The organism is Amycolatopsis melonis (assembly GCF_040064235.1).
GTDB lineage: Bacteria > Actinomycetota > Actinomycetes > Mycobacteriales > Pseudonocardiaceae > Amycolatopsis > Amycolatopsis melonis.
The window spans coordinates 22,963-34,061 of sequence record NZ_JBDZYD010000018.1 but is presented as its reverse complement, the minus strand read 5'-3'; the positions used below and the strand labels follow the sequence as shown (position 1 = coordinate 34,061).

At 71.0% G+C, this 11,099-nt stretch carries 12 protein-coding genes; 5 read left to right on the top strand and 7 right to left on the bottom strand.

Going from position 1 to position 11,099, the window contains the following annotated elements:
- Positions 1-54 precede the first annotated feature (54 nt).
- The 4 genes from ABJI51_RS38925 to ABJI51_RS38910 are packed head-to-tail and all read right to left on the bottom strand — an operon-like array spanning position 55 to position 5,503.
- The gene (locus tag ABJI51_RS38925) at positions 55-1,176 is read right to left on the bottom strand and encodes a lactonase family protein (RefSeq protein ID WP_348956170.1); all 1,122 of its coding nucleotides are present in this window, start codon (positions 1,174-1,176) and stop codon (positions 55-57) included.
- A 48-nt stretch (positions 1,177-1,224) separates the two neighbouring features.
- On the bottom strand, positions 1,225-2,613 hold the full coding sequence (locus tag ABJI51_RS38920; protein ID WP_348956169.1) for a GntP family permease: 1,389 nt from the start codon (positions 2,611-2,613) through the stop codon (positions 1,225-1,227).
- Positions 2,610-4,205, bottom strand: coding sequence for an N-acyl-D-amino-acid deacylase family protein (locus ABJI51_RS38915; RefSeq protein WP_348956168.1), 1,596 nt, complete (start codon positions 4,203-4,205; stop codon positions 2,610-2,612). The genes ABJI51_RS38920 and ABJI51_RS38915 overlap by 4 nt, the downstream gene beginning before the upstream one ends.
- The gene (locus tag ABJI51_RS38910; protein WP_348956167.1) at positions 4,205-5,503 is read right to left on the bottom strand and encodes an amino acid deaminase; all 1,299 of its coding nucleotides are present in this window, start codon (positions 5,501-5,503) and stop codon (positions 4,205-4,207) included. Before ABJI51_RS38910 ends, ABJI51_RS38915 begins: the two co-directional genes overlap by 1 nt.
- A 164-nt stretch (positions 5,504-5,667) precedes the next feature.
- On the opposite strand from ABJI51_RS38910, the gene ABJI51_RS38905 reads away from it, so the two are divergent.
- The 3 genes from ABJI51_RS38905 to ABJI51_RS38895 are packed head-to-tail and all read left to right on the top strand — an operon-like array spanning position 5,668 to position 7,741.
- Positions 5,668-6,603 (top strand): sugar kinase, encoded by a 936-nt coding sequence (locus ABJI51_RS38905; protein ID WP_348956344.1) that lies wholly within the window; start codon positions 5,668-5,670, stop codon positions 6,601-6,603.
- Entirely contained in the window at positions 6,600-7,358 is a 759-nt protein-coding gene (locus tag ABJI51_RS38900) for an IclR family transcriptional regulator (RefSeq protein WP_348956166.1), read from the top strand. The genes ABJI51_RS38905 and ABJI51_RS38900 overlap by 4 nt, the downstream gene beginning before the upstream one ends.
- On the top strand, positions 7,358-7,741 hold the full coding sequence (locus ABJI51_RS38895) for a RidA family protein (RefSeq protein WP_348956165.1): 384 nt from the start codon (positions 7,358-7,360) through the stop codon (positions 7,739-7,741). Before ABJI51_RS38900 ends, ABJI51_RS38895 begins: the two co-directional genes overlap by 1 nt.
- Positions 7,742-7,756: 15 nt before the next feature.
- Here ABJI51_RS38895 and ABJI51_RS38890 read toward each other — a convergent pair whose 3' ends face one another.
- From ABJI51_RS38890 to ABJI51_RS38880, 3 genes are all read right to left on the bottom strand, one after another.
- The gene (locus ABJI51_RS38890; RefSeq protein WP_348956164.1) at positions 7,757-8,752 is read right to left on the bottom strand and encodes a 1-aminocyclopropane-1-carboxylate deaminase; all 996 of its coding nucleotides are present in this window, start codon (positions 8,750-8,752) and stop codon (positions 7,757-7,759) included.
- Complete coding sequence (locus tag ABJI51_RS38885) at positions 8,749-9,393, bottom strand: GntR family transcriptional regulator (RefSeq protein ID WP_348956163.1); 645 nt, start codon at positions 9,391-9,393, stop codon at positions 8,749-8,751. Before ABJI51_RS38885 ends, ABJI51_RS38890 begins: the two co-directional genes overlap by 4 nt.
- A 181-nt stretch (positions 9,394-9,574) precedes the next feature.
- Positions 9,575-9,928 carry a DUF1844 domain-containing protein gene (locus ABJI51_RS38880; protein WP_348956162.1) on the bottom strand — a complete coding sequence of 118 codons (354 nt, stop codon included), beginning with the start codon at positions 9,926-9,928 and terminating at the stop codon, positions 9,575-9,577.
- A 197-nt stretch (positions 9,929-10,125) separates the two neighbouring features.
- Here ABJI51_RS38880 and infC point away from each other — a divergent pair, with 197 nt between their 5' ends.
- Entirely contained in the window at positions 10,126-10,734 is a 609-nt protein-coding gene (gene infC, locus ABJI51_RS38875) for a translation initiation factor IF-3 (protein ID WP_348956161.1), read from the top strand.
- 169 nt (positions 10,735-10,903) lie between these two features.
- A complete protein-coding gene (gene rpmI, locus ABJI51_RS38870) occupies positions 10,904-11,098 on the top strand; it encodes a 50S ribosomal protein L35 (protein ID WP_348956160.1) in 195 nt (64 codons plus the stop codon).
- Position 11,099 lies beyond the last annotated feature (1 nt).

The following is an 11,099-nucleotide window of genomic DNA, read 5'->3' as shown; positions in this document are numbered from 1 at the left end:
GGCTCGTGAGTGCGTAACAGTGTTAGAACACTGTTACGCACTCACGACCGGTGCTCAGGCGAAGTAGACGGAGTTGACGCTGCCGATGGCGAGGCTGCCCGCGGGCGCGCCGGGCAGGCCGGTGGCCGGGTCGCGCGGCAGCCAGGTGACGGTGCCGGAACGCTGGTTCGACACGTAGAACCAGTTCTCCGCCGGGTCGAGGGTGACGTGCCGCGGCCAGTTGCCCCCGGTGGCCACAGTGGACACCAGCTTCAGCGAGTCGCCGGAGACGGCGAACGTGGCCAGGGTGTTGGGCCCGCGGACGGTCGCGTGCACGAGCTTGCCGTCCTTCGACACGACGATCTCGCCGGGATACTGCTCGCCGGTGCTCCCGGCGGGCACGGCCGGGACGACGGAGAGCGCTTTCAGCTTCCCGCTCGCCGCGTCCCAGCTCGCCACGGTCACCTCCGCACGCAGCTCGCCGAGGATGTAGGCGAGCTTCCCGGTGCGGTCGAACGCGAGGTGCCGCGGTCCGGCGCCCGTCGGCAGCTTCAGCTGCTGGTGCAGCGAAAGCTTCCCGGCGTCGAAGCCGTAGACGTACACGCTGTCGGCGCCGAGGTCCACCGCCAGCACCCAGCGGCCGGTCGGGTCGTTGACGACCTGGTGGGCGTGGGCGTCGCGGTCGGCGCCGTGGTGGGTGACGAGGTCGGTCGCCGCGCCGAGCCTGCCGCCGCCGAGGATCGGCAGCACGACGACGCTGCCCGAGTTGTAGTTCGCGGCCAGGACGTGCCTGCCGTCGGAGTGTACGCACAGGTGCGTCGGCGCGTCACCCTTCGACGAAATCCTGTTGAGCAGCTTGGGTTTCGTCGCGTCGGCGATGTTCAGCGCCGAGACGTACCCGGCCGGGCTGCCTTCGTTGGTGACGTACAGCGTCCGGCCGTCGGCACTGCGGTCGAACCACGAGGCGTCGGTGATGCCCGGTACCGTGCGGACGAAGTTCAGCGCGGCGCCGGTGCGGCCGGCGACGTCCAGGCCGTGCCCGCTCGCCCCGGAGGTGTAGCTGCCGATGTACGCGGTGGCTCCGGCGAGGCACCCCTTCGGCGTCGTGGCCGCGGTGGCGGCGTGCGTGCCGAGAACGGTGGCCGCGCCGGCACCGGCGGCGGCACCGAGGAACGTGCGACGGGAAAGTCCGGTCATCGTCTTTGTCTCCCAACGGGTTTCGGCGGTGACAGGCTCCAGTATGGTTTAGACCACCGTCATGAGCAATGCCGAAACCCCGAATCCGGAAACCGAAAGCACGGTTTCCAGTGCGGTCCACGACTTCAGCGTCTGGGGCACGGTCAGGTTGAAGTACCGCGAAACGATCCAGAAGCCGCCGTCGTTGACGTGCGAGGCGATGATCGACCCGGCGGAGATCGCCATGACCAGCAGGGCCAGCTGGATCTGCGAATACCCCAGCTGCGCCACGGTCGGCGCGATGATCCCGCTGGTGGTCACGATGGCCACGGTCGCCGAGCCCTGCGCGATCCGCATGCCGCAGCTGATGACGTACGCGGCGAGCAGCACCGGCAGCCCGGCGTCGTGCAGCGAGTCGGCCACGGCCTTGCCGATCCCGGTCGCCGAGAGCACCGCGCCGAAGAACGCGCCCGCGCCGACGACCAGGAGGATCATCGCGACCGGCCGCAGCGACTTCGCGGCCAGCTCGTTGAGGTCCTTGCCGGTGAACCCGCGCCGCAGCCCGAGCAGCCAGGACGCGAGCAGGACGGCGATGGTCAGCGCGACCGCCGGGGTGCCGATGAACGCGGCGACACCGGCGAGCGCGGAACCCTTGGGCAGCCAGATGCTGCCGAACGTGCCTGCCAGGATCAGCACCAGCGGCACCGCGATGATGGCGGCGACCAGGCCCAGCGACGGCGGGTTCTCCTCGCGCTCGCCCTCTTCTTCGGCGAAGACCATGTCCTCCGGCACGGCGACGTCGATGCGCTTGCCGATCCAGGTCGAGTACAGCACGCCGCCGACGAGGAACGCGGGGATGCCGCAGGCCAGGCCCATCAGGATGATCCAGCCGAGTTCGACGTGCAGCAGCCCGGCCGCGGCGACCGGCCCGGGGTGCGGCGGCAGGAACGCGTGCGTGATCGACAGGCCCGCCAGCAGCGGCATCGCGTACAGCACGAGCGACCGGCCGCCCTGGCGCGCGGCGACGTAGACGAGCGGGGCCAGCACGAAGATGCCGATGTCGAAGAACACCGGGATGCCGAAGACGAACCCGGCGACCCCCATCGCCAGCGGGGCCCGCTTCTCGCCGAACGACCGCAGCAGCGCGCCGGTGAGCACCTTCGCGCCGCCCGAGCGTTCCAGGATCGACCCGAGGATCGTGCCCAGCCCAATGATCGCGGTGATGTGCCCGAGAATGCCGCCGAAACCCTTCTCCAGCAGGGAGTCCGACGCCTTCTGGGCCGAGCCGACGATGGTGCCGACCGGCAGGCCCGCGGCCAGCGCGGTGAGCAGGCCGACGACGATCAGCGCGATGAAGGGTTCCAGCTTGAGCTTGATGATCAGCACCAGCAGGACGGCGATCGAGACGGCGGCGAGCGTGAGCAGCCCGCCCGTGGTGTGTTGCAGCCAGTGGATCATCGGGCTCTCCGGGGGTTGCGCAGGGAGTGTCCGGCGAGGGCGCCGGTGGGACGGCCGTCGTCGAGGGCGGCGACGCCGTTCACGAAGACGTGCGTGATGCCCGCGGCGGGTTGGCGCGGGTCGTCGAAGGTGGCGGTGTCGGCGACCGTCTCGGGGTCGAACAGCACCAGGTCCGCGGCGTACCCGGCGCGGACCAGCCCGCGGTCGGTCAGCCGCAGCCGCCGCGCGGCCCGCCCGGTGAGGTGGGCAACGCATTCGGCGAGGTCCAGCACGCCCAGTTCGCGGACGTACCGGGCGAGGTAACGCGGGAACGTGCCCCAGGCACGCGGGTGCGGCCGGGCGCCGACGAGCAGCCCGTCGCTGCCGCCGGTGTGCGTGCGGTGCCGCATGATGGCCTGGACGTTCTCCTCGTGCCCGACGTGCATCAGGCACGACGTCCCGAGCCGTTCGTCGAGCAGGGTGTCGAAGTACAGCTGCGCCGGAGCCGTGTTGGCGTTCGCTGCCGACGCGGCGACGCTGTGCCCGACCAGGTGGGCGTTGCGCTCGTGGCGGACGCCGTTGATTTCGATGGCGTCCCAGTCGATCGGGACGCCGTGCGCGCCGTCGGACCCGGTTTCCTCGATCTCGGCGCGGATCCGCTCGCGTTCGTCCACATCGGACAGCCGGGCGAGCGTCGCGTCGAGGCCGCCTTCGGTCGCCCAGCTCGGCAGCAGCGCCGAGAGGTAGGTCGCGCCCGGCAGGTACGGGTAGGTGTCGAGGCTGATGTCGCAGCCGTCGTCGAGGGCGTCGTCGAGCAGCTTCAGCAGGTCGGGGGCCTTGCCCTTGTTGACCGAGAAGTTCATCGTCGCGTGCGCGAGGTGCAGGGGACAGCCGGACTGCCTGCTCACCTCGATCATCTCGGCGAAGGCGTCGAGGGCGCCCTTGCCGTAGCTGCGGTGGTGCGGGCTGTAGAACCCGCCCAGCTCGCCGACCACCCGGCACAGCTCGACCAGCTCGCTGGTGCCGGCGTACATCCCCGGTGTGTAGGTCAGGCCCGACGACATCCCCATCGCGCCCTCGCGCAGGCCGGTGGCGACGAGTTCCTTCATCCGGGTCAGCTCGGCGTCGGTGGCCGGGCGGTCGTCCCAGCCGACGGCGAGCATCCGGACCGTGCCCTGCGGCACGAGGTAGGCGGCGTTGACGGCGATGCCCTCGTCGAGGCGGTCGAGGTACTCGCCGACCGAGCGCCAGTTCCAGGCGAACCCCGGCGGGTCGTCGTTCCAGCCCGCCAGCTGCTGCCGCAGCGCTGCCAGCACGGCGTCGTCGACCGGCGCGTACGACAGCCCGTCCTGGCCGAGGACCTCGGTGGTGACGCCCTGCGTGATCTTCGCCGGGTGGTCCGGGTTGGCCAGCAGCTGCAGGTCGGAGTGCGAGTGCATGTCGATGAACCCGGGCGCGAGCACCAGGCCATCGGCGTCGATCGTCCGCCGTCCGGTGAGCGAGCCCGGATCGGCGACTTCCGCGATCGTCGCGCCGGTGATGCCGACGTCGTGCCGGGTGAGCGCGTCGCCGGTGCCGTCGGCGACCAGCGCGCCGCGGACCACGACGTCCATCAGAACCACGTCCGGACGTAGTCGACGACGGTCTCGCCGTCGGCCGCGGTCACCGGCAGCAGCGGCCACTTGTCGAACACCGTGCAGGGATGCGACAGCCCGAGCCCGATCCAGTCGCCGACCTCGACCGGCGATCCCGGCGGCAGCGTGAGGAACGCGTGCTGGTCGTTCATCTTCGCGACGACGTGACCGTCGAGCGGTTCGGCGGGCCCGCCCGGGGTACGGCGCAGCTGCGGCTCGGGCATGCCCTCGTCGAACGACGCGTCGCGCTTGCCCAGCGTCAGCAGCGCGAGCGTGTCCGACGGCTTCGACGTCACCTGCGCCCACGCCCGCAGCGCCGGCCGGAACGCGTCGACGCCGTCGATGCGCGGATGGTCGCCGAGCGGGGAGATCTCGCGGTAGAAGCCGTCGTCGTGGGTGAGGTAGGCGCCGCTGCGCAGCACTGGGAGCACGTCGAGGCCGTCCGGCCACGGCTTGGTGAGTTCGTTCGCGACCTGGTCGAAGTAGGCACTGCCGCCCGCGGTGACGATGATCTGCCCGTCGAGGAGCCCCTTGTCCGCGAACGAGATCGCGAGGTCACGCAGACCGTCCACATAGGAGCTGATCTTGGCGAGTGCGGCTGCGTCGGTGTCGTGCGACAGCGCGCCTTCGTACCCGCCGGTGCCGCGCAGCCGCAGCGCCGGGCTGGCCTGGACCGCCTCGGCGATCGCCAGCGCGGCCGCGGTGTCGCGGACGCCGGTGCGGCCGCCGTCGGCACCCAGCTCGACCAGGACGTCCACCGGGCGCGGTGCGCCGGCCAGTGCCTCGGTCATCAGCTCGACGCCGCGGACGGAGTCCACCCAGCAGAAGAACTCGAACTGCGGGTCGTCCGCCAGTTCGCGGGCCAGCCAGTGCAGGCCCGCCGGGTCGAGGAACTGGTTGGCCAGCAGGATCCGGGAGACGCCGAACGCGCGGTAGATCCGGAGGTGACCGGCGTTCGCGCAGGTGATGCCCCACGCGCCGTGCTCGATCTGGCGCGCGAACAGCTGCGGCGCCATGGTCGTCTTGCCGTGCGGGGCGAGCACGACCCCGCGTGCGGCGCACCAGGCGGCCATCGTCCGCAGGTTGTGCTCCAGTGCTTCGTCGTCGAGGACGACGAACGGCCCGAAGAACCCGTCGGTGAACAGGTTGAGCCGCCGGTCCGCGGCCTCGTCCAGGGTGAGCCCGGTCAGGGCGGGGGCGGCCGAGCGGAAGCGCCAGTCGATCCGCTCCCGGCGGAGGGCTTCGAGCGCGGCGGGGTCCAGCAGGCAAGGGTTCATCGGCGGCGACCTCTGCGGCGTGTTGAGGTTGCGTATGTTGCAACGGCGGTTGCGCATGTTGCGCGCCCTAGGTGTAGCATCCGGGTCGTCACAGGTCAACGGGGTGAAGGGCAGGGAGACGGAAAGTGACGAGCGGGCCCGAGGTGCTGTGCGTGGGCGAGTCGATGGCACTGTTCGTGCCCGCCGAGCCCGGCCCGCCGGACGAAGTGCGGCAGTGGGTGCGGACGATCGGCGGCGCCGAATCGAACGTGGCCTGCAACCTGGCCGCGCTCGGCGTGCCGAGCGGCTGGGTGAGCGCGGTCGGCGACGACCCGTTCGGCCGGGCGATGCTGCGCCACGTCGCCGCGGCCGGGGTCGACGTCAGCGCGTGCCACGTCGACCCGGAGCGGCCGACCGGGCTCTACATCAAGGAAAGCGGCGCCGGCGGCAGCCCGGTGCGCTACTACCGGACCGGCTCGGCGGCGTCCGGCATGGGCCCGTCGCTGCTGGACCGGCTCGATCTCGGCGGCGTCCGCGTGCTGCACCTGTCCGGGATCACCCCGGCGCTGTCGGACAGCTGCCTGGCGCTGGTGCGCGCCCTGCTGGAGCAGCCACGCGGCGACCGGCTGATCTCCTTCGACGTCAACCTGCGCCCGGCACTCTGGACCGGCCGTGACCCCCGGCTGCTCGCGGAGCTGGCCGCGCAGTGCGACATCGTGCTGACCGGCGACGACGAGGCACGGCGGGTGTGGGGGACCGGCGACCCCGCGGAGCTGCGGGCGTTGCTGCCGCAGCCGCGCACGCTCGTCGTCAAGCACGGCGAACGCGGCGCGACCCTCGTCGAGGGGGAACCGCTGTTCGCCCCGGCGCTCGACGTCGACGTCGTCGAGCCGGTCGGCGCCGGCGACGCGTTCGCCGCCGGGTTCCTCGCCGCGACACTGCGTGGCGCGCCGCCGCTGGAACGGCTGCGGCAGGGCCACCTCCAGGCGGCCGTCGCCCTGCTCACCCACGACGACGTCGGGGTGCCGCTGCCGCGTCCGGTCGTCGATACCCTGCTGCACGCGGACCCGGACGAGTGGCGTTCGGTGCGGCTGACCGGAGAGGGCCTGGTGCGCACGTGAGTCAAAGCCTGGATCGGGCACTGACGCTGCTGAACTCGATTGCCCGTGACGCCAAGACCCTCGACGACCTCGCCGCGGAGATCGGCGTGCACAAGTCGACGGTGCTGCGGCTGCTGCGCACCCTCGAACAGCACCATTTCGTCCGCCGGGAAGGCGCCCGGTACTACCGGCTCGGCAGCGCGCTGTTCGACCTCGCCAACCAGGCGCTCGACTCCCTGGACGTCCGGCGCAGCGCCCAGCCCGCGCTCGCGGCCCTCAACGCGCGCACGGGCCACACCGTGCACCTGGCCAGCTACGAAGACGGCGAAGTCGTCTACATCGACAAGTACGAGGGACGCCACTCGGTCCGGATGTACTCCCGCATCGGCAAGCGCGCGCCCCTGCACTGCACGGCGGTGGGGAAGGTGCTGGTCGCCGCGATGCCGCCGGCACGCCGCGAGGAGATCGCGCGGTCGATCGAGTACCCCGTGCTGACGCCGAACACGATCACGACCCCGGCCGCGTACCTGGCGGAGCTGGACCGCGTGGCGCAGCAGGGATACGCCGTCGACAACGCCGAGCACGAGGACTTCATCCACTGCATCGCGGCACCGGTCCGCGGCGCGGGCGGCGAGGTGCTGGCCGCCGCGTCGATGTCGGTGCCGAAGGTGCTGCTCGACTACGACGGCCTGCTGGCGCTGGTGCCCGAGCTGCGGGCGGCCACGAAGGAAGCTTCCGTCCACAGTGGATGGACGGAGAACGGAAAGGGGCACTGATGAGCAAGACGGCAGTTTCCACCGAGAACGCGCCGAAGCCGCCGGCGAAGTTCTCGCAGGCCGTCCGCAAGGGGAACCTGCTGCAGGTCGCCGGCCAGGTCGCGTTCGACCCGGCGACCGGCGCGATCGTCGGCGACGACGTCGCGGGCCAGACCCGGCAGACGTTCAAGAACATCGAGGCCGTGCTGGCCGAGGCGGGCGCGAGCCTCGCCGACGCGATCATGGTCCGCGTGTACCTGACCGACACGGCGCACTTCGCGCCGTTCAACGAGGTCTACGACGAACTGATCGGCGAGGCCCCGCACCCGGCCCGCACGACGGTGTACGTCGGCCTGCCGGGCGAGCTGCTCGTCGAGATCGACGTCCTCTGCGTGCTGGACTGACCCCGGTGCCGGCGGTCAGCCCAGGACGCTCGTGTAGCCGTTCAGGGCTGGCTGCCCGCCGAGGTGGGCGTAGAGAACGGTGGCGTCGCGCGGGATCTCGCCGGTCCCGACCAGGTCCATCAGGCCCGCCATCGACTTGCCTTCGTACACCGGGTCGGTGATCATCCCCTCCAGCCGGGCGCACGTCTCGATGGCCGCCACCGTGGCCTTGTCGGGAATACCGTAGATCCCGGCGTGGTAGCGGTCGTCCAGCTCGACTTCGGGGATCTGCCCGGCGCCGATCAGCTCGGCGGTGTTGCGCGCGATGCGCGTGACCTGCTCGCGGGTCTCGTCCGGCTTCGCCGAGGCGTCGATCCCGAGGATGCGCCGCGGCTTGCCCAGTGCCGTGCCCGCGACCATCCCGCCCTGGGTGCTGCCGGTGACCGAGCAGACGACGACGGTGTCGAAGAAGACGCCGAGCTGCTGCTCCTGCTGTTCCAGCTCGACGATCCAGTTCGCGAACCCGAGCCCGCCGAGCCGGTGGTCGGACGCGCCTGCCGGGATGGCGTACGGCTTGCCGCCCTCGGCCTCGATCTCGGCAACGGCGTCCTCCCACGCCTGCTTGAAGCCGATGCCGAACCCGGCCTGGACGAGCCGGACGTCCGCGCCGAGAATGCGCGAGAGCTGGATGTTGCCGACCTTGTCGTAGAGCGGATCGTGCCAGTCCACCCAGCTTTCCTGCACGAGCACGGCCTTCAGCCCGGCCCGCGCGGCGGCGGCCGCGACCTGCCGGGTGTGGTTGGACTGGACGCCGCCGATCGAGACGAGCGTGTCGGCGCCCTGGGCGAGCGCGTCCGCGACGAGGTATTCGAGCTTGCGGGTCTTGTTCCCGCCGTAGGCGAGCCCGGAGTTGACGTCTTCGCGCTTGGCCCAGACCTGCGCGCCGCCGAGGTGTGCGGTCAGCCGCTCCAGCGGATGCACCGGCGACGGGCCGAACAGCAGCGGATAGCGAGGGAAGTCGGCGAGGGTCATCGGTCCTCCAGGAGGTCGGTCCAGATGGTGGCGATCACGGAGACGGCGGTCTCGGTGTCGTGGGCTTCGAGGGCGTCGATGAGCCGGGTGTGGCGTTCGACCGAGTTCCAGGCCAGCGCGGAGCTGAACCGGGCGTGCTCCAGCCGCCGCAGCAGCGGGGTGTACCGGTCGAGCGTCGCGGCGACGGCGGCGTTGCCGGCGAGGCGCACGGGGACGTTGTGCAGTTCGTCGTCGGCTTTCACGGCGGCGGCGATGTCCCGCGCCTCGATGGCGGCGGCGAAGCGGTCGTTGGCCGCCCTCATGGCGGCGATGTCCGCGGGACGGCACTTCTTCGACGCCTGCCGGACCGCGAACTCGTGCAGCACCCGGACGATCTCCCTTGCGTCGAGCACGTCGGGGGACATGACGTCGGAGACCCGGGTGTAGCTCTGCGGCTTGGACTCGACCAGGCCGTCGTCGGCGAGACGGCGGAGGGCTTCGCGGACGGGCGCCTTGGAGAGGCCGAGCTGGTCGGCGAGATCACCGTCACGCAGGGGAGCGCCGGGCGGCAGCGTGCCGTCGACGATCGCCTGGCGGATGCGGTCGTACGCCTCGTCACGCAGGAGCGGGCGGGTGACCTTGGAGAGACTCACATCTAACATGTTAGATGTCGGATGACAGATTGCGCTAGTCGCTTCAATGGCCCATTCGCGACGCCCCTCGACCTTGGCCGCCGCCTTCCCCGCGCAGCCCTCCCCAAAGTCGTGAACGGCCGTGAAGTCCCTCAATGGGGTATTCACGGCCGTTCAGCAGCCCGGAGCCCGCGGCCCGAGGTTCTGAAAGTCAGTAAACCGGCCCGGTGTACTTCTCCCCAGGTCCCTGACCAGGCGGATCGGGCACGACGGAAGCCTCACGGAACGCCTTCTGCAGCGACTGCAGGCCGTCCCGCAACGGCCCGGCGTGCAGGCCGAGGTACTCGGCCGAAGCCGTCACGAGCCCGGCCAGTGCGGTGATCAGCCGGCGGGCCTCGTCGAGGTCGCGGTGCGGGGAGGTGGCCGGGTCGGCGTCGGCGAGGCCGAGCCGTTCGGCGCCTGCCGACAGCAGCATCACGGCCGCGCGGCTGATCACCTCCACGCTCGGGATGTCCTCGAGCTGCCGGGAGGAATACGGGGGCTGTTCGGAGGGTTGTTCTGACACGTCTGGTACCCTTCCACGAGCGACCAGCCCCCGAGCGATCGGGGGCGGCAAGTGGAGCCCCGCTCCCACCCGCGTCACCGTACAGGTGGCCGGGTCCGGTCTCGCCCGGGCGTGCAGCCCAGGGTGAAGAAGTGTCCTCCGGGACACGATCGGAAACAGAGTGGGCCCCGCACCGACAGGTGACCGGGGCCTTCGCTATGTGGGCACCAGGTCGAAACGAGAACAGGAAACATTCCTCGGACCAAGGAGGCCCCATCAGCTCCGAGACACGCATCAACGACCGAATCCGGGTGCCGGAGGTCCGCCTCGTCGGGCCCGCCGGCGAGCAGGTCGGCATCGTCCGGATCGAGGATGCGCTGCGCCTGGCGCAGGAGAACGACCTCGACCTCGTCGAGGTCGCGCCGCAGGCCCGCCCGCCGGTCTGCAAGCTCATGGACTTCGGCAAGTACAAGTACGAGAGCGCGCAGAAGGCCCGCGAGTCGCGGCGCAACCAGCAGCTGACCGTCATCAAGGAACAGAAGCTGCGCCCGAAGATCGACCAGCACGACTACGAGACCAAGAAGGGTCACGTGTCGCGGTTCCTGGCGGCGGGCAACAAGGTCAAGGTCACGATCATGTTCCGTGGTCGCGAGCAGTCCCGGCCGGAGCTCGGCTTCCGGCTGCTGCAGAAGCTCGCCGACGACGTGACCGAGCTGGGCTTCGTGGAGTCGTCGCCCAAGCAGGACGGTCGCAACATGATCATGGTGCTGGCCCCGCACAAGAACGTGAAGCCGAAGGCCAAGGCCGAGCCGGCCCCCGAGGCGTAAGCGCCGACCAGCACGAGTCAGCGGCGCACCCGCACTCCGGTGTGCCGCCCCACGAAAGAGGACGAAAATCCGAAGATTTAGACCCCCACCCCGCCGGCCTCACGCCCCCCCCCCCCCCCGCCCGCGCCCCCGCGCCGCGGGGGCGCCCCGCCGCACGAAAGAGGACGAAATGCCGAAGATGAAGACCCACACCGGGACGTCCAAGCGGATCCGGGTCACGGGCTCGGGCAAGCTGCGCCGCCAGATGACCAAACGGCGCCACCGCATGGAGAGCAAGTCCAACCGCGTGGCCCGTCGCCTCGAGGGCACCGCCGAGGTGTCGAAGGCCGAGGTCGGCCGCGTCAAGCGCCTGCTCGCCCGCTGAT